Annotated in this window: 16 protein-coding genes; 5 read left to right on the top strand and 11 right to left on the bottom strand. The window is 46.5% G+C overall.

Annotation, left to right across the window (positions count from 1 at the left end):
• Positions 1 to 9: 9 nt before the first annotated feature.
• The 4 genes from ACZ5ZV_RS00080 to ACZ5ZV_RS00065 are packed head-to-tail and all read left to right on the top strand — an operon-like array spanning position 10 to position 4,273.
• Positions 10 to 978: a peptidylprolyl isomerase gene (locus ACZ5ZV_RS00080; protein ID WP_464119176.1), complete on the top strand. Its 969-nt coding sequence runs from the start codon at positions 10 to 12 to the stop codon at positions 976 to 978.
• Positions 971 to 1,915 carry a peptidylprolyl isomerase gene (locus ACZ5ZV_RS00075; protein WP_464119174.1) on the top strand — a complete coding sequence of 315 codons (945 nt, stop codon included), beginning with the start codon at positions 971 to 973 and terminating at the stop codon, positions 1,913 to 1,915. Before ACZ5ZV_RS00080 ends, ACZ5ZV_RS00075 begins: the two co-directional genes overlap by 8 nt.
• Positions 1,908 to 2,858 carry a 4-hydroxythreonine-4-phosphate dehydrogenase PdxA gene (locus ACZ5ZV_RS00070; protein ID WP_464119172.1) on the top strand — a complete coding sequence of 317 codons (951 nt, stop codon included), beginning with the start codon at positions 1,908 to 1,910 and terminating at the stop codon, positions 2,856 to 2,858. Before ACZ5ZV_RS00075 ends, ACZ5ZV_RS00070 begins: the two co-directional genes overlap by 8 nt.
• A 47-nt stretch (positions 2,859 to 2,905) precedes the next feature.
• Positions 2,906 to 4,273: a phosphomannomutase/phosphoglucomutase gene (locus ACZ5ZV_RS00065; protein ID WP_464119170.1), complete on the top strand. Its 1,368-nt coding sequence runs from the start codon at positions 2,906 to 2,908 to the stop codon at positions 4,271 to 4,273.
• A 37-nt stretch (positions 4,274 to 4,310) separates the two neighbouring features.
• Here ACZ5ZV_RS00065 and ACZ5ZV_RS00060 read toward each other — a convergent pair whose 3' ends face one another.
• Positions 4,311 to 4,757, bottom strand: a complete 447-nt coding sequence (locus ACZ5ZV_RS00060) for a hypothetical protein (protein WP_464119168.1) — start codon at positions 4,755 to 4,757, stop codon at positions 4,311 to 4,313.
• A gap of 146 nt (positions 4,758 to 4,903) precedes the next feature.
• Here ACZ5ZV_RS00060 and ACZ5ZV_RS00055 point away from each other — a divergent pair, with 146 nt between their 5' ends.
• Positions 4,904 to 5,824 carry a hypothetical protein gene (locus ACZ5ZV_RS00055; RefSeq protein ID WP_464119167.1) on the top strand — a complete coding sequence of 307 codons (921 nt, stop codon included), beginning with the start codon at positions 4,904 to 4,906 and terminating at the stop codon, positions 5,822 to 5,824.
• Between the two features lie 102 nt (positions 5,825 to 5,926).
• Here ACZ5ZV_RS00055 and ACZ5ZV_RS00050 read toward each other — a convergent pair whose 3' ends face one another.
• The 10 genes from ACZ5ZV_RS00050 to dnaA form a co-directional block, all read right to left on the bottom strand.
• Positions 5,927 to 6,241 carry an ATP synthase F0 subunit C gene (locus ACZ5ZV_RS00050; RefSeq protein WP_464119165.1) on the bottom strand — a complete coding sequence of 105 codons (315 nt, stop codon included), beginning with the start codon at positions 6,239 to 6,241 and terminating at the stop codon, positions 5,927 to 5,929.
• A gap of 31 nt (positions 6,242 to 6,272) precedes the next feature.
• Positions 6,273 to 6,962: a F0F1 ATP synthase subunit A gene (atpB, locus tag ACZ5ZV_RS00045; protein WP_464119164.1), complete on the bottom strand. Its 690-nt coding sequence runs from the start codon at positions 6,960 to 6,962 to the stop codon at positions 6,273 to 6,275.
• Complete coding sequence (locus tag ACZ5ZV_RS00040) at positions 6,952 to 7,308, bottom strand: hypothetical protein (RefSeq protein WP_464119162.1); 357 nt, start codon at positions 7,306 to 7,308, stop codon at positions 6,952 to 6,954. The genes atpB and ACZ5ZV_RS00040 overlap by 11 nt, the downstream gene beginning before the upstream one ends.
• Positions 7,305 to 7,541 carry an AtpZ/AtpI family protein gene (locus tag ACZ5ZV_RS00035; RefSeq protein ID WP_464119160.1) on the bottom strand — a complete coding sequence of 79 codons (237 nt, stop codon included), beginning with the start codon at positions 7,539 to 7,541 and terminating at the stop codon, positions 7,305 to 7,307. The genes ACZ5ZV_RS00040 and ACZ5ZV_RS00035 overlap by 4 nt, the downstream gene beginning before the upstream one ends.
• Positions 7,541 to 8,338, bottom strand: coding sequence for a tetratricopeptide repeat protein (locus tag ACZ5ZV_RS00030; protein WP_464119159.1), 798 nt, complete (start codon positions 8,336 to 8,338; stop codon positions 7,541 to 7,543). Before ACZ5ZV_RS00030 ends, ACZ5ZV_RS00035 begins: the two co-directional genes overlap by 1 nt.
• 1 nt (position 8,339) lies before the next feature.
• The gene (gyrA, locus tag ACZ5ZV_RS00025) at positions 8,340 to 10,820 is read right to left on the bottom strand and encodes a DNA gyrase subunit A (protein ID WP_464119157.1); all 2,481 of its coding nucleotides are present in this window, start codon (positions 10,818 to 10,820) and stop codon (positions 8,340 to 8,342) included.
• A 22-nt stretch (positions 10,821 to 10,842) separates the two neighbouring features.
• Positions 10,843 to 13,263, bottom strand: a complete 2,421-nt coding sequence (gyrB, locus tag ACZ5ZV_RS00020) for a DNA topoisomerase (ATP-hydrolyzing) subunit B (RefSeq protein ID WP_464119155.1) — start codon at positions 13,261 to 13,263, stop codon at positions 10,843 to 10,845.
• 87 nt (positions 13,264 to 13,350) lie between these two features.
• On the bottom strand, positions 13,351 to 14,475 hold the full coding sequence (gene recF / locus ACZ5ZV_RS00015; RefSeq protein ID WP_464119153.1) for a DNA replication/repair protein RecF: 1,125 nt from the start codon (positions 14,473 to 14,475) through the stop codon (positions 13,351 to 13,353).
• The gene (dnaN, locus tag ACZ5ZV_RS00010; RefSeq protein WP_464119151.1) at positions 14,475 to 15,581 is read right to left on the bottom strand and encodes a DNA polymerase III subunit beta; all 1,107 of its coding nucleotides are present in this window, start codon (positions 15,579 to 15,581) and stop codon (positions 14,475 to 14,477) included. Before dnaN ends, recF begins: the two co-directional genes overlap by 1 nt.
• 232 nt (positions 15,582 to 15,813) lie before the next feature.
• Positions 15,814 to 17,229, bottom strand: coding sequence for a chromosomal replication initiator protein DnaA (gene dnaA, locus ACZ5ZV_RS00005; RefSeq protein ID WP_464119149.1), 1,416 nt, complete (start codon positions 17,227 to 17,229; stop codon positions 15,814 to 15,816).
• Positions 17,230 to 17,329: the final 100 nt, after the last annotated feature.

Here is a 17,329-nt window from a genome sequence, read left to right as displayed (position 1 = left end):
TTTGATTCGATGAAAATCAATAAGAGCCCCGCACTGACGGGGCTTTTTATTTTTATGAGCCTCGCCCTGGCGGGATGTCCATCAAGCTATCAGAAGATCTCTACCAAGCCGGTAGAGAAGGTGAATGATCACGTTCTGACCTCAAAACAGTTCGCCAATCAGCTGGCGCGCCGGCTGCGCAACTTCGATGCTCTGGCCGCCAAAGACCCGAACAATATCCACCGAATCAAAGAAGAAATTCTGCGTGATTTCCTGGTGAAGAGCCTGACGCTGGATTGGTCCCGTGCTCAGAGCATAGTGATTTCCGAGGCCACCCTGGATAAAGAGGTCGATACCCTGCGCGCCAACTATCCGGACGATCTTTCCTTCCGACGGGCCCTGGCGCAGGAAAATCTGTCCTTCTCGGAATGGCGTGAAGAGCTTCGTTATTCTCTGATCGAGCGTGAGGTCTTTAAAAAGATCAATGAAAAGGTCAAGACGCCCACAGAAGAAGAGATTAAGCGCTATTATGAAGACAACAAAGACCGCTACAAACGCAAAGAACGCATTTATCTGCGCCAGATTGTTGTTGATGAAGATGCCAAGGCCGATGCCATCAAGGTCGATCTGAAATCCGGGGACTTCGCGGAGCTGGCTCGAAAATACTCGATCACACCTGATGCCAAACAAGGCGGCGTCGTGGGGTGGATCGAAAAGGGGACCGTGGACTACTTTGATCCCCTGTTCAGTGCCGGATCCGGAGTGCAAACAATCAAAAGTCCCTTCGGAATCCATCTCATTCGCGTGGAAAAGAAGGCCGCAGCCTCCACGTTGCCACTTGAGGAGGTCAAACCACAAATCATCAGGGCCCTGCGCGCACAACGCGAGCAGGCGGAATACGTCGCATGGCTTGATGCTCAGCTCAGAAGTAGTAAAGTCTTAAAGGACTACGAATTGATGAACTCCATTAAAGTGGATACAAGAGGAACCAATGATTAATCTTCTTTTTGCTTTGCTAGTGGCTACACCAAGTCATGCTGAGGTTGTGGAAAAAACTGTGGCTATCGTCAATAGCGAGTTGGTTTTGGAATCAGACTTTAAAGATCTTGAAAAACGCATTCCCAAGCCCGGCATGGTTGACGAGGCTCTGCTGTTTGATAAGCCCGTCACCAGCCTGAAGGGGAACCGCAAGGCGCAGCTGGACTATCTGATCCATGAAAAGATCCTTCAATCCGAGATCAAGCGCCTGAACCTGACGGTGACAAGTGACCGCGTGGATTCCGAACTGAAAGAGATGGCGAAAAAGAATAACGTCTCTGAGGCCGAGCTTGCCAATGTGATCAAGCAGCAAGGCGTGACTCTTGAAGACTACCGTCGATTCCTGAAAGACAGTATTGAAAAACGTTCTTTGATGGACGCCGAGATCATTTCCAAACTGCGCATTTCAGATGAAGACGCCTTAAATGAGTATCTGAAATCCAATCCTAACAATCGTCCCTCGATCGATGAATTTAGCGTATCCCACATCTTCTTTAACCCCAAAAAAGGGGGCGCAGAGGCGGCCATCAAACGCGCAGAGACTGTTTTGGGTAAACTTCGCAGCGGTGACAACTTTGAAAATCTGGCGCAGCAGTACAGTGAAGATCCGAACTTTTCTTCTGGCGGGGCCCTGGGAACCTTCAAGTCCGGTGAATTCCTGCCAGAAATTGAAGAAGCGATTTCAAGCCTGAAGGCGAATGAAACCACTCCTATTGTCAGATCCCGCATGGGCTTTCATATCGTGAAACTGACTGGGAAAAAGCTGACAACTGATCCGAAGTTTCAGGCAGCAAAAGAAAGAATCAAATCTCAGTTGCTGGAGATCAGCTTCCGTCGTCAGCTGAAGAACTGGCTGCAAACCAAACGTGACGAGTCTTTCGTTCGTATCAATGAGTAGAAAAAGAATTGCGCTTACTACAGGGGATGCTGACGGTATAGGGCTGGAAGTCACAGCCAAGGCTTTGCATCACCTGGGGCCTCAGTCCAACACACAGTTCATCATGTGGCGAGCTGAAGGGGCTCCGGATAAGTATTTGAAACTTATAGACAAGAAATTTGAGCGCATTGTGGTGGATTCACTTTCAGAAGCCCTGAAGGTGACAGGACCCTACCTGATCGACATCGCCTCAGAAGAATCACCAGCCCACTGGGTGGAAACATCTGCCAAGGCCTGTCTGAAAAATGAATTGCAGGCCATGGCTACAGCCCCGCTGTCCAAAACCTCGATCAAAGAGGCTGGCTATAAGGATCTGGGACATACAGACATACTCAAACGTGTCTCCAAAACCCGTCATGTTCATATGGGTTTTTTGGGGGATAAGTTCAATGTGGTGCTGACCACCGCCCATATTCCCGTTCGTGATATTTCAAAACACCTAAGTTTTAGCACCCTGGCTGAAGCTCTTTTAAATGCCGATGCCCTTCGTAAAAAGCTGCCTGCGGCTCAAGCGAAAAAACCTATCGGTATTCTGGGATTGAATCCCCATGCGGGCGAGCAGGGATTGATCGGACAGGAAGAGCTTTTGTTCTTCCCGGAATTGATCTCTTTCGCGAAGGAAAGAAAGATACCTGTTCAAGGGCCTCTGGTCCCCGATGCGGCCTTCTTCCCGGCGAATTGGCGCAAATATTCTATATACCTTTGCCTTTATCATGACCAGGGGCTTATTCCCTTTAAAATGATCCACGGACAGGACTCCGGCGTGCATATGACCCTGGGTATCCCTTTCATCCGCACCAGTGTGGACCATGGCACAGCCAAGGATATTTTCGGTCAGAACAAGGCCAATCCCCATTCGATGATTGATGCCGTTCGCTGGGCGGTAAAATTAGCTCGACTCTAGAGCGCAAAAATTATACTCCTAAGCTCTTGAAATAATTGAGGTGATATATGTTTCAACCTGTGATTTTTAGAGAATACGACATTCGCGGTGTCTATAACGGACAGTTCGACGATAACTTCGCTTACCTTCTGGGTCGCGCTTATGTCGTGTACATGAAACAAAATAAGAACATCGACAACCCGACAGTGGCTTTGGGTTGCGATGCCCGTGAAAGCTCTCCAGCGATCATCAAAAATCTTGCAAAGGGTTTGATGGAATCTGGAGCTAAAGTCATTCACTTGGGCCTTGTGACAACTCCTGTATGCTATTTTGCCACTTTCGAACTGAAAGTGGATGGCGCTGTTCAGGTGACCGGTTCCCACAATCCGCCAGAATACAACGGCTTTAAAATCTCTGTTGGTAAAGGCACTATCTTTGGTGCAGAAATCCAGAAACTTCTGCACATCATTCAAAAAGGCGAATTCATCGACGGAAAAGGTTCTGAAGAGTCCTTCGACATCAAGCCAATGTACTATGCTCGTTACGCAAAAGAGTTCGGCACAATCAAAGACACAAAAGTTGTTTTAGACTGCGGAAATGGTGCCGGTGGTTCTGTCGTAAAAGGTCTTTTCAACGCCGTTGGTTTGAACCCAACCATTTTGTTCGAACAGCCAGATGGCACTTTCCCAAATCATCATCCAGATCCAACAGTGGAAGAAAACCTTGTCGATTTGAAAGCCCAGGTTCTGAAAGAAGGCGCTGTGGCCGGTATTGGTTTTGACGGCGATGCGGACCGCATCGGTGTCGTCGATCACACGGGCCGCATGGTTTATGGTGATGAGTTGATGGTGATTATCTCCCGCGCGATTTTGGCTGAACAAAAAGGCGCAAAAATCATCGGCGATGTGAAGTGTTCTGATCGCTTGTATCACGATGTTGCAAAACACGGTGGTCAGCCGATCATGTGGAAAACAGGTCACTCTTTGGTGAAAGAAAAAATCAAAGTTGAAAAAGCACCTTTCGGTGGAGAGATGTCAGGCCACGTGTTCTTCGCGGATCGCAATTACGGCTACGATGATGCTCCTTATGCGGCTTTGCGTTTGGTAGAGATTCTGGCGAAAACTGGTAAAACCATTCCACAACTTCTGGAAGGCTTGCCACCTTCTTTCAACACACCTGAAATCCGTATCGATACTACAGAAGAGAAAAAAGTTTTGATCGTCCAAAAGATGATCGAAGCTTTCCCGAACACTCCGGATGCTGACTACAAAGTGGACTTCACTGATGGCATTCGTTTGAGCTTTGCCGACGGTTGGGCTTTGTGCCGTTCTTCGAATACCCAGCCTGTGGTGGTGGTTCGCTATGAGTCTTCTTCGCAGGAAGGCTTGGATAAAATCCGCGGCCGTGTGGAAGCGATTGTAAATAAGTATCTTTAAAAAAAGAGCCGGGTGAATAGCCCGGCTTTTTTTATGTCTATTTTCTTTTTGTTTTCCTAGAGGTCGAGATCTTTTTCGAAACCTTCTTGCGAGAGACTTTCTTTTTTTTCTTTTGCTGTGGCCAGACACCGATTCTTGGATCTCCGGAGCGAACAAGTTTTATGATGGAATCTGCCAAGGATTCCCAGCTTTCTGACGTGAAGGGCACATAAAGCCACTTAGGCAATACCGGATGTAGAACGAGTGAAGGAAACTGGGCCTGCAGGGCAGGGTGCTGTTCACGCGATGTGCAGATCAGCAGACCATTCCAGATATCATAGGGATACTTCTTTCCGCGATAGAGATCATTTCCAGCATCCTCCATGATCACAAGCTTCAATTGCCCCTGATAGTACAAGGCCAGTCCGCCGAACATGGACTTGATAATGGCATCGGACTTTTCCTCGAAGAACTCATAGATCCAGCGGTTTTCAAATTGTTTCATACACCATAGATACCAAGGCCCAAAGAAGCTCTCAAGACGGAAAAAGTCCTCTGTCAAAGCCTTAGACACTTGGAATGTCTCCGCTGTAATCTAGAGCCTCTGAGATGTCATAGCCTTTGCATTTCAAGCCTCCGAGGTGCGCGACTATGAATCTGATTATGCTTGGGGCCGCTGTTCTTTCATTCCTTTTAACAACTTCCGTGGCCTTGGCTGAATGTCGCGATTGCACCACTGTGGATTTCGAGAAAGAGATTCAACTCAACCTGCTAACACCGATGCTGGACATGAATTTAAGGCAGAAGATAGCCTATATTCAGTCCCAGGGAATTGATGTCTTTCGCGTGAAACATACGGAAAATCTGCCCGTGACAGTTCCGTATTTACCGTATGCTACAGAAGAAATAATTCCGAAGAAGTTCTTGAAAGTGTTTTCAGAAGGCGCCATCGGTCTGTATATGACAGAATCCAATTACGCCTATGGAGTTAAAAATCCCACTATTCTTTTGATCGAAAGTACCGACGATTGGACGGTCATCCATGAATACGCACACTACCTTTTTGACCGGGCTCGCATGATGACCGACAACACACGGGAATCTCTTCATCTGATGCACACCGAAGATGCCCAGGAAGATTTCTTCGAAGCCAAAGAGATCTATCGCAACCTAGGGCAATATCACGATGAAAGCCATAAGAATAGAACCATTCAAAGCTTCGTTCTATATGCGAAGATGCAGGTGTTTTTTGAACGCTCAGCAAGCCTGGAAGAAACCACAATCGAAAAGCTTTTGCGCAGATACTATGTCACACACAAACCTCATGGCTTTAGTCACAACGACATCGAACGCAGCGACAGATACGTCTTCAACACGTCACAAAAGGCCCAGGAATCTTTGCGCCTTATTCTGGAAGACTGTGTTGATCTGGCGAAAACTTTGAATGTTCAAGATCAGGATCTTCTTAAGGAGCTTTCCAATGTTTGCACTCAAGCAGACCGATTAAAGAAAGACGGCGTGAAGGTTTACGAAAGCACAGGCCTTAAAAAGCCGCTGGAAGAGTCCAACTAGAAGGTTTTCATTTCCAGAAAATAAAAAACCCACAACCGATGAAAGTTGTGGGTTTCTAAAGACCGTTTAACCGGCCTTCTTGATCAAGAGATCAAGCCTGAATTATTTCAAGCCCAAAGCGATGATCAATGCGTAGATAACTAGGGATTCGATAAGAGCTAGACCCAAGATCATTGGGATCAAAAGCTTACCAGAAGCCGCTGGGTTACGAGCGATACCTTCCAAAGCTGTGGAAGCTGTTTTACCTTGAGCCATAGCGCCCGCGAAAACAGACAAAGAGATAGCGATAGCTGCTGCGATAGCAACAAGACCGCGGTCTGCGTTAGCAACAACAGTTTCAGTTACAGCAACAGCTGCGTCTTGAGCGAAAGCGGAAGAAGCAAGCAAAGTGATAGCTGCGATGATCATTTTTTTCATGTGAACTCCTTATGGTTTAAAATTTTGCCTTTTAGTGATCGTGTGCAATCGCGAATGCCACGTAGACCATTGAAAGCAAAGTAAATACAAAAGCCTGAACAAAACAAACGAACAATCCCATGATGTAGAATGGAATTGGTACACCGATTGGTACCAGATCCAGGAACACGGAAAGAACCGTGTGGTCACCCATCATAACGTTCGCAAGACGAAGACCCAAAGAGAACGGACGAACAACGTGAGACACGATCTCGATCACGAACATCAATGGCGCCAGGAAAATAACCGGACCCATGAAGTGTTTAAGATAAGCCACCGGGCCATTTTCTTTCACACCTTGGAAGTTATAGAACAAGAACATCAAAACACCGAAACCGAAAGTGGTGTTCATGTTCTCTGTCGCAGGAGTCATACCCGGAATCATACCCAACAAGTTGTTGAACAAGATGAAGAAGAAGACGGAAGCAAAGAACGGGATATAGTGCTTACCGTGTTCACCGATAACCATCTCAGCCAGGCCGGATGTCATTTCAGTTAGAAGTTCGAAGATCCCACGAAGAGAGAACTTGCTCGCAGGCATAACAGCAGTTTCACCTTTTCCAAGTGAAGCTCTTGCCATCAAACCAATTCCAAACGCTGCAACAGTTGCGATACCCAAAGTAGCAACGTGTGCGTATTCGTGACCTACTCCAGGAGCCAGTTGTGTCCAGTTAAATGACATCTTCTTTTCCTTCTCTTAAGGCTTCTTTCGTCGCGTAAGCGAGTGCTGAAAGAATAAAACTTGCAACACCGAGAGCGAACCACAAGGTATCGAACCACGGCAAGGCAACAAGCTTAAAGATAATAATCCCTAAAATCGCGTACTTAAATACAATGATCCCGATGGCTAGGGCAACCAATTTCTTATTGAAGATCAAGACCCAGGCAATTCCCGCCAGAAAGAAGCTCAGAAAAATGACCAAGCTACCGGAAATGAAGGAATAATTGTGTTGTGGCGCAGCAAAAAGCCCTAAAAGAAGGCCTCCTAGGAGGATAAGAAGGGCTTGAATGGTAAGAACAAATTTCATGGCGTTCCGGGTGGTTTCTTGGATTCTGATTCCTTCTCATCTTGTTTCTGCATTCTTTGCAGCAACCAGATGACCCTCCACAACCAGCCCACCAAACTGGCCAGGCTTAATCCGGCAAAGATTAGGCCCTTGGTTTGATATTTCTGATCAAGGTATTGCCCAAGGTAAAAACATCCCAGAATCAAACCGACAAGCTCAAAGCCGATGGATGCAAAGATTATATACTTTTTCATTACTTCCTGAAGCCTTTCGCGCCGGGGGCATTCTTCATACGTTCCTGAAGGCGCTTGATTCGCAGTTCAATATACTCCGGAGGATTGTATTTCCCTCGATGTTCTTCCAAAACGGCAATCGCACTCTTGAAATCAAGATTCTCTTCGTAACAAACCGCCAGGGTCAATGCGACATTCTCCTGCACGGCTTTGTCAGGATAGTCATCAATCAGATCCTTAAAGATCACTGCGGCGTTCTTAAAGTCTTTCTTCGCAACCAGAATATTCCCTTTTAACATCATCGCGCTAAAACGGATATTGTCGTCACTTTTAAGCTTCAAAAGGGAATCAATCTCCGACTCGGCCTGAAAGAAGTTGTTTAGGTAGTACTGAGCCCGCGCGATGTTCATTTTATATTGAGCAGCCTCCAGATCCGTGTGAGGCATCTGCTGCAACTTACTGAACTCAATAATGGATGCCTGATAATCCTGAAGGTTATTGAAGTAGATTGAAGCAATCTGTCTTTGGGATTCCAGCCGTTCTTTTTCGTCAGTGGAATTCAACACAATATAGTGGTGATAAGCGACGGCCTTTTTAAAGTCCTTGATTTCAAAATAGGAAATTCGGGCGGCTTCGCGAGCGGCCTCCAGTGGGTATTTACTGGGGGCGTCTCGTTTAATGACTTGATCCAGGTACCCCAGGGCAATTCGATAATGTCCCTGGGATATGGATTTTTGCGCTTGTTTAAAGTCTGCTTCCTCCTGAGAAGAGCAGGCTGACAGAGCCAAAACTAGGGCAACCAGCAAGGCTCTGATCATTTTAGTGAGTGACTCCCTCTGGAGCTGCTTCTTCAGCCGCAGATTCATCCTCTGTTACAACAGCAACACCGGTTACAGTCTCTTCCTTCTCATCAATGTTGATCAGGCGGACACCTTGAGTGTTACGACCAAGAACAGAGATATCAGTCACCTTCATGCGGATAACCTGACCCTTGTCTGTAGAAAGGATAAGCTCCATGTTGTCGGCCACTTTTTTGGTTCCGATAACAACACCGACTTTGTCTGTGGTTTTCTGAGTGATAATACCCACACCACCACGAGACTGAATACGGTACTCGGCCACTTCGGAGCGTTTTCCATAACCTTTGGAGGTCACCATCAAAATAGTGTCTTTGGTGTTCTTTTCAAGAACTTCCATCGCCACCACGATATCGTCCTTCGCCAGAGTGATCGCTTTCACGCCGCGGGCGGTACGGCCCATGCCACGCACATCAGCCTCATTGAAGCGGATGGACATACCTTCTTTGGTTGCAATGAAGATATCACTTTGACCGTCAGAAATTTTCACGTCGATAATCGCGTCATCCAGATCGGTCGTCAGCGCAATCACGCCGGCCGTTCTTGGGTTGGAGAAGGCATCCAAAGATGTTTTCTTGATCACACCTTTTTCCGTCAGCATCACCACGTATTTACTTTCACTGAACTCATTCACCGGCAAAATCGCACGTACGCTTTCACCATTGGAAAGCTGAACCACGTTGGCCAAAGACTTCCCTTTGGAAGTTCTGGTGCCCAGAGGCAGACGGTGAACTTTACACCAGTAAACTTTACCTTTGTCAGTGAAGACCAGCAGCATGGTTTTAGTGCTCGCAGAGAAGATGTCCGTGACGTAGTCTTCTTCTTTGGTCTCCATGCCTTTCAGACCTTTACCGCCACGTTTTTGCACGCGGTATTCTTCCACCGGGATACGCTTGATCAGGCCTGTGTTAGTCACAGTCACAACCATTTGTTCGTCGGCAATCAGGTCTTCATCTTCCAGATCACTCAGGTCACCCGTGATTTGGGTGCGTCTTGGATCGGCATAACGTTTTTTCAGGTCTTCAAGTTCGGTAACGATGATTTTGTAGATTTCGCGAACATCAGAAAGAACGAACTTCAACCAGTCGATTTGTTTCATCAACTCAGCCAGTTCAGCGATGATCTTGTCACGCTCTAGACCCGTCAGACGCTGCAAACGCATTTCCAGGATCGCAACGGCTTGTCTTTCAGAGAAGTCGAATTTTTCCATCAGGGCTTCACGAGCCGTGTTGGCTTCTTTGGATGCTCGGATGGTTTTGATTACTTCTTCGATGTGATCCAGGGCTTTTTTCAGACCTTCCAGGATGTGGGCGCGCTCCTGGGCTTTTTTCAATTCGAAGATACAACGTTTCGTAACAACGTCACGGCGGTGATCCACGAACGCTTCCAGCATGCCCTTCAAATCGAAAGTCACTGGCTGATTCTTCGCATCCAGCGCCAGCATGATGATACCGAAGCTCGTCTGCATCTGTGTGTACTTGTAAAGTCTGTTCAGGATCACGCTGGCGTTTTCACCGCGTTTCAGAACAACCACGATACGCATACCTTCACGCGAAGACTCATCGCGGATGTCCGAAATGCCTTCGATTTGTTTGTCACGAACCAGGTCCGCCATACTTTCAATCAGTTTGGCTTTATTCACCTGATACGGGATCTCGGTGATCACGATCTCTTCACGGTCTTTGACCTGAACGATTTCTGCCACCGCTTTGATTGTGATAATACCACGGCCTTTTTTATAAGCCTGCAAGATACCTTCACGGCCGGCAATCACACCAGAAGTCGGGAAGTCCGGACCCTTAATGTGTTGCATGAGATCTTCAATCTGACAGTCCGGGTTGTTGATTAGGTGGATACATCCATCAATAACCTCACCCAGATTGTGCGGAGGAATGTTGGTCGCCATACCCACCGCGATACCCGCTGAACCGTTCACCAAAAGATTTGGGAATTTGGAGGGCAGAACCGTTGGGATCAACAAAGAGTCATCGTAGTTCGGACCGTAAGAAACAGTTTCTTTTTCCAGGTCGTTCAGAAGCTCCTCTGCCAAAGCCGTCAGACGGATCTCAGTGTAACGCATGGCTGCCGGGCTATCACCGTCGATGGAACCAAAGTTCCCCTGACCATCCTCAAGCGGGTAGCGCAAAGAGAAGTCCTGAGCCATACGAACCATGGTATCGTACACAGACACATCACCGTGCGGGTGATATTTACCGATCACGTCACCCACCACACGGGCAGACTTCAAATACGGTCTGTTGTGGCGGTTGTTCATTTCACTTTGAGCAAACAAAACACGGCGGTGAACCGGTTTCAAACCGTCACGCACATCGGGAAGCGCACGGCCCACGATCACGGACATGGAGTACTGCAGATAAGCTCCGCGCATCTCCTTGCTGATATCAACTAACGTGACGCCTTTTTCTTCTTGATTATTTTCCATAAAATTTCAAATCCCTTAAAAATTAAACGTCCAGGCTTCGTGCCAACAATGCGTTGTCGTGGATGAATTGACGACGAGGTTCAACCATTTCACCCATCAGGATGGAGAAGGTTTCGTCGGCGGCAACAGCATCGTCGATAGTCACTTTCAGAAGAGTTCTGTTTTCCTTGTTCAGAGTGGTTTCCCACAGCTGCTCTGGATTCATCTCTCCCAATCCTTTATAGCGCTGGATGTAGATTCCTTTTTTCGTGGATTCCATCACGTGAGTGTAGAAGTCGTTGTAGTTCTCAAACTGAACTTCGTTTTCACCTTCAAGAATGGTCAAAGGCAGAGTGCTGATCGCCTGAATATCGGCCCAGATTTTTCTAAGCTCGATGATTTCAGAAGAACGCAGATTGTCCGTGCTGAATTTCGTCGTCATGCGGTCAGCATAACGAACGGTGTAGATGTCAGCATAGATTTTGCCGGTTTCAGCTTCTGTTTTAACTTCGCCTTTGTATTCAGTAATACCCAGGGTCTGATCAGAGTTAACCCAGGCACCCAGATCGGTAAGAACCTGTTCAATCTTTTTGGCATCTGTGAAGGTTTTTTCAAAGTCAGATACTTTACTCAACAGGAAGTATAAAACGTCCTTGTCGTATTTCTTGGAGGAAACACGCAGAAGATCATTGAAGCGCTGGATATTCAGGATCAACTGACGCAGTTCTGTTTCAGGTAGGGACTCTTTACCTTTGATTTTGAAGTTTCCAAGACCGGAGCTAAGAAGATATTCCGTCAAAGCCGCTTCATTTTTCAGGTAAGTTTCCTCTTTGCCTTTTTTCGCGCGGTACAGAGGTGGCTGGGCGATATACACATAACCACGCTCAAGCACCAACGGCATCTGGCGATAGAAGAAGGTCAGAAGCAACGTCATGATGTGTGATCCATCGACGTCGGCATCGGTCATGATGATGATTTTGTGATAGCGGATTTTATCCACATTCACGTTGTCTTTGCCGATACCGGTACCCAATGCAGAGATGATGACCTTAATCTCTTCCGAAGAAATGATTTTATCGAAACGCGCTTTTTCGACGTTCAGGATTTTACCCTTCAACGGCAAGATCGCCTGAGTGCGACGGTCACGTCCTTGCTTTGCGGAACCACCCGCGGAGTCACCCTCCACCAGATATAGTTCACAAAGAGCCGGATCACGTTCCTGACAGTCAGCCATTTTCCCTGGCAGGGATCCGCCATCCAAAACAGTTTTACGACGGGTCAGATCACGGGCTTTTCTGGCAGCTTCACGGGCACGTGCTGATTCCACACACTTGCCGATGATATTTTTTGCCACTGATGGATTGCGATCCATCCAGTCCGCAAGCTTTTCATTCACCATCGTCTCGACAATACCCTTAACTTCGGCATTACCAAGTTTGGTTTTTGTCTGACCTTCGAACTGAGGTTCACGAACTTTGACAGAGATCACAGCCGCCAAACCTTCACGGATGTCCTCACCCTCAAGGTTGGCTTTCAAATCTTTCAGAAGATTTTTTTCGGTCGCATACGCATTCGTTGTACGAGTCAAAGCGGCACGGAAGCCGACCAGGTGAGTACCACCTTCATGCGTGTTGATGTTGTTACAATAAGTGAAAATGGATTCAGAGTAGGAGTCATTCCACTGCATGGCGATTTCCACGTCGACATTGTCTTTTTCGCCCTTGAAGTAAATCACTTCGTTGTGCAGGGATTTTTTGGACTGATTCATGTATTTGACGAATTCAGCCACACCTTCGGAGTACTGGAAGTCCTGTTTTTTACCGTTGCGTTCGTCGGTCAAAGAGATATGCAGGCCAGCATTTAAGAAAGCCAGTTCACGGAAACGGTTGGCAAGAGTGGTGAAATCGTAACTGAGAGTTTCGTCTTTGAAGATGGTGCGATCCGGTTTGAAAGTCACTTTCGTTCCGGTTTTTGTTGTTACTTCACCTTTTGCTACAGGAGCCAGAATTTTTCCACGCTCGTAGTTTTGTCTCCAGAAGTGTCCATCGCGCTGAACTTCAACTGACACACGGTCAGATAGTGCATTCACAACTGAAGCACCAACCCCGTGCAGACCGCCGGAAACTTTATAACCACCGCCGTCGAATTTACCACCAGCGTGCAAAACGGTCATAACCAGTTCCAGAGCGGATTTACCAGTTTGTGTTTGAGTCGCCACCGGAATACCACGACCGTCGTCTTCAACGGTGATGGATTCATCGGCATTGATGGACACACTGATTTTTTTGCAGTAGCCAGCCAAATGTTCGTCTACCGAGTTATCCACAATCTCATACACAAGGTGGTGATAACCTTTGAAAGCGGTATCCCCGATATACATCCCGGGACGCTTACGAACTGCTTCAAGACCTTCAAGAACCTGAATTGAATCGGCCGAATAGGATTTTTGTTCTTCTACTGACACTGGAACCCCTCATTGCTTTGCATACCCTTCGACACTCTCGAAGAAGTCGCGTTCATCATTCGCTTCCGGTTTAGAAACCGAAAGGATCTACTCAAGGATATGACCATCCTTGATGCGCACAACGGAAAGCTGATCGAGGCTGAAAGAGTCGGGTAACGTGAAATCCGTGGTCGTCACAAAAATCTGCGTATTGATCTCGTGTAAGAACGTAATCAGTGCATCTCTTTTGGCTTTATCGAGCTCGGAAAGTACGTCATCCAACATCAGCACAGGATAGGTCCCGTGAGCCTTCCTATGATACACAATTTGGGCCATTTTGAAAGAAAGAATGATCGCTCTCTGCTGCCCCTGGCTACAGAAAAATCGTGAGTCTTTTTGCCCATATAGGAACACAATATCGTGCTTATGTGGACCGACCAAACTTGTCCCGCTTGAGAGCTCCGCATCATGCAGTTCACGCAGACGTTTGGTGAGCGCGTTTTCGACTTCTTCTCGTGTAAAACTCACCGCGTTTTGATCGGAAATCAGGTATTCCACCGAGATATCCACATTCATGTTACCGGAAATGTATTGCATGGCATTATTAAACTCTTTGGAGAGTCCTGCCAAAGCAGTGATGCGGGCATGGGTCAAATCGGTCGCTAAACGCACAAATTGGGGCTCCAGGGACTCCAAAAGTCCTTCCGTGACCGTTTTGTCCTGTAAGCCCTCTAAAAAGTTCTTAAGGATCTTGTTGCGCGTTTTCAGGGCTTTTCGATAATCCGCAATCAAACTCACATTTCGGCGGTCAAAAGTGACTAGCAGTTCATCCACCAATTCACGGCGATGATCAGCCCCTTCTTTGATTGAAGCCAGACTTTCCGGACTAAACACAACACTAGCGAAGATTTTTCGAACATCGGCCGAGTTCACACGTTTTTCGTTTAACGTCAGAACCTTGCGACTTTTTGAAAGTCCCATCTTCAGTTTGTAGTGAAGTTCATTTTGACTGATCAGCGCCTGGATGACGGATTCGCTGTACTGGGAATTAATCAAAGTGGAATTGTCAGAGTAGCGGAAGGAGTCCCCTTGAGAGATCATGTACATGGCCTCAAGGAGATTTGTTTTCCCTTGTCCGTTTTCCCCGAGGAAGACATTCACTCGAGGAGAAAAGGACAAGACCACGTCCCGATAATTTCGGAAATTAACCAGACGCAGTCGTTCGAAGATCATTAGATTCTCATCGGCATCACAACGCAGGTGTAAGTCTGATCGTTGTGAGGTCTCATCAAACCAGGGGACAGGTGATCGTTCAATTCAAAATCGATCTTGTCCTGGTTCATACTTGTCAGGATGTCGGTGATGTACTTGGCATTGAAACCAATTTTGATTTCGTTACCTGCGTAATCCACTTCGATTTCCTCTTTCGCATCACCCAGCTCTGGATTGTTGGAAGAAATTTCCATACGACCGTTGGATAGATTCAACAACACCGCTTTGGACTTTTGATTTGCCAACAAAGAAACGCGCTTCAGTGAAGTCAGGAATGCATCACGGCTGATCATCACTTTTTGCGGAAGCTTCTGTGGAATAAACTGTTGATAATTCGGGTACTTTCCTTCGATCAAACGAATCATCAGAATTGTTGATGAATGTTTCAATACGAATTGGGAGCCTTCCACAGCTATTTCCACAGTGCCTTCGATGCTTTCAAGAATTTTCTTAATTTCATGAAGACCTTTGCGTGGAATGATCACACCTTGAGTCGCATTCACTTTGATTTCTGAGGATGGTTTATTCACCAAACTCATACGGTGACCGTCAGTTGCCACCATTTTGAATCCAGACTGTGGATTGAGCTCAAAGAAAACGCCATTGAGGTGATAGCGAGTTTCGTCTGTGGAAACGGAGTAGATTGTTTTATCAATCATCTCTTTCAAAACTTGTGCATCAATTTTAATAAAAGCCTGAGAGTTGTAAGTTGGGAAGATTGGATATTCTTCAGCAGAGATACCCACAATCTTGGATGTGTACTTCCCTTGTTTGATCTCCAGCCAGTTATTTTCTTTTTTAATCAGAGTGATAGGGCCTTCAGAAAGTTCTTTGGCAATATCGAATAAACTTTTTGCACTGACGGCGACTTTGCCTGGTTGATGAACTTGAACTTTGATTTGGTCTGTCAGGCTGACTTCCAGATCTGTGGCAAAAACCTTCAACGTGTTTTGGTCTGCTTCCAGCAAAACATTGATCAAGATTGGCATTGTGTTGCGTTTCTCAACAATGTTCTGAGTTTTTCCGATAAGGCTTAACAGATCTCGCTTATCAATTTCTAATTTCATGAAAGACCCTCTTTTGAACGCTCTTATTATCTAATTCTATATATATAAATATCTAGTAGTAGTAGTAGGGGCGTGGAAAACCTAACAAATCCCCTAAGTGCATGTAAACACTAAAAAACATTTGTGGATAAAGACCCTGTACAACTTTGCAGTTTTTGAGCCTTTTTTGGGGGTAACTTTGATCCACATTTTAAGCCCCAAACTCTTCCACAACTCTTTCCACAGTCCACATTCACACCCCTGTGATATTGTGGATACGCTGTTCTAAATCTTCGATATCCTTGGCAATATCCTGGTCCGCTGCTTGTAGATTCTTAACCCGTTCCAGAGCATTCATCACAGTTGTGTGATCTTTACCACCAAAAGACTTCCCGATATCCACCAAAGATTTATCCAGGAACTTCTTAATCAGATACATCGCGATTTGACGTGGAACGACAATCGGCTTAGCTCGGGTGGAAGATTTTAGATCCAAAACACGCACCTTAAAGTGGTCAGCGACCAGCTTCATGATCTCTTCCACAGAAATAGTGGATTGAGTTTCGTGGTGCGATAGAATGCGCTTCACCAAGTCATAATCAATCGGAAGACCCTGGAGCTCAGAGAACATCTTTACTTTTTTCAGATTGCCTTCCAACTCTCTGATCGAGCGTTTGGATATTCTGGCTATATAGTTCACGACGTCTTCAGGAAGGCGCACATTGAACTTTTCGGCCTTGTAGCGAAGGATGGCAATACGCGTTTCCAGATCCGGCATTGTGATGTCTGCGATCAACCCACGCTCCAAACGGGTGCGGCTGCGGTCTTCCAGGCCGTGGATATCTTTAGGCATCCGGTCGCTGGCCAAGATGACCTGCTTACGGCTGTCGATAAAGCTGTTCACAGTGTGGAAAAACTCTTCCTGGACAGCCTCACCACGAGCAATAAACTGCACGTCGTCGACCAGAAGGATGTCGGAGTTCTCGCGGTATTTTTGGCGGAACTTATCCATTTCATGGCGTCGGATGGCTGAAATACACTCATTCATAAAGCGTTCAGCCGAGATGTATGTAATTCTAAGTTGCGGATATTGTTCGCGAATATGATTTCCAGCAGCGTGCAGCAAGTGGGTTTTACCCATTCCCACAGGTCCATATATATAGAGTGGGTTATAATCGTCGGCCCCCGGATTACGGGCGACGTTAAAACAGGCGGCATGGGCAAATTCTGAGTTCTTCCCCACGACAAAGGTAGAGAATGTCAGATCTGAATTGAGACTATCCGTACTAGACCTTGGTTGAGTAGGCTGGATATTCTGAGCACGCGCCAATTGTGCTTGGAGGATCTCAGACCCACTTAAAAGTTCGTCCGGGGTGGAGGATGTCTCAATATGAGAATTTATTTTATTCCCCGTAATACTGAACTCGACTTCAAAGGGTTTTCCATAAGTATCTGAAATCTCTGTATAAATCTTATCCTGAAGGTTCTCAATCACGAAGTACTGGTGAAGGGCATTGGGCACTCCAAGGACTAGGCGAGGGCGTTCGCTTGGCCCCGTAGTGCTTACGTACTCAATAGGGTCCAGCCAGGTATCCAACAACTTGTTATTGTCGTTCCTGCTTTTCATCTTGGTTTTGATAAGTGTCCAAAAAGACGAGTTTAATTCCACGTGATTCCCCTCAAGTACCGGGTCCTCTTAACAAGGGGAGCTGAAGTTTTCAACAGTTGACCTTATTGCCGCATTGTGCTTTATTAATGCCCCACGTATC

It is taken from the genome of Bdellovibrio sp. HAGR004 (genome assembly GCF_055397015.1).
The sequence above is the reverse complement of the archived record's forward strand: the minus strand, read 5'-3'. Positions and strand labels throughout refer to the sequence as shown.

Bases quoted from the DNA above. Each gene is read 5' to 3' on its own strand.
- ACZ5ZV_RS00080 (WP_464119176.1), top strand. From the start codon at position 10: ATGAAAATCAATAAGAGCCCCGCACTGACGGGGCTTTTTATTTTTATG.
- ACZ5ZV_RS00075 (WP_464119174.1), top strand. From the start codon at position 971: ATGATTAATCTTCTTTTTGCTTTGCTAGTGGCTACACCAAGTCATGCT.
- ACZ5ZV_RS00070 (WP_464119172.1), top strand. From the start codon at position 1,908: ATGAGTAGAAAAAGAATTGCGCTTACTACAGGGGATGCTGACGGTATA.
- ACZ5ZV_RS00065 (WP_464119170.1), top strand. From the start codon at position 2,906: ATGTTTCAACCTGTGATTTTTAGAGAATACGACATTCGCGGTGTCTAT.
- ACZ5ZV_RS00060 (WP_464119168.1), bottom strand. From the start codon at position 4,757: ATGAAACAATTTGAAAACCGCTGGATCTATGAGTTCTTCGAGGAAAAG.
- ACZ5ZV_RS00055 (WP_464119167.1), top strand. From the start codon at position 4,904: ATGAATCTGATTATGCTTGGGGCCGCTGTTCTTTCATTCCTTTTAACA.
- ACZ5ZV_RS00050 (WP_464119165.1), bottom strand. From the start codon at position 6,241: ATGAAAAAAATGATCATCGCAGCTATCACTTTGCTTGCTTCTTCCGCT.
- atpB (WP_464119164.1), bottom strand. From the start codon at position 6,962: ATGTCATTTAACTGGACACAACTGGCTCCTGGAGTAGGTCACGAATAC.
- ACZ5ZV_RS00040 (WP_464119162.1), bottom strand. From the start codon at position 7,308: ATGAAATTTGTTCTTACCATTCAAGCCCTTCTTATCCTCCTAGGAGGC.
- ACZ5ZV_RS00035 (WP_464119160.1), bottom strand. From the start codon at position 7,541: ATGAAAAAGTATATAATCTTTGCATCCATCGGCTTTGAGCTTGTCGGT.
- ACZ5ZV_RS00030 (WP_464119159.1), bottom strand. From the start codon at position 8,338: ATGATCAGAGCCTTGCTGGTTGCCCTAGTTTTGGCTCTGTCAGCCTGC.
- gyrA (WP_464119157.1), bottom strand. From the start codon at position 10,820: ATGGAAAATAATCAAGAAGAAAAAGGCGTCACGTTAGTTGATATCAGC.
- recF (WP_464119153.1), bottom strand. From the start codon at position 14,475: ATGATCTTCGAACGACTGCGTCTGGTTAATTTCCGAAATTATCGGGAC.
- dnaN (WP_464119151.1), bottom strand. From the start codon at position 15,581: ATGAAATTAGAAATTGATAAGCGAGATCTGTTAAGCCTTATCGGAAAA.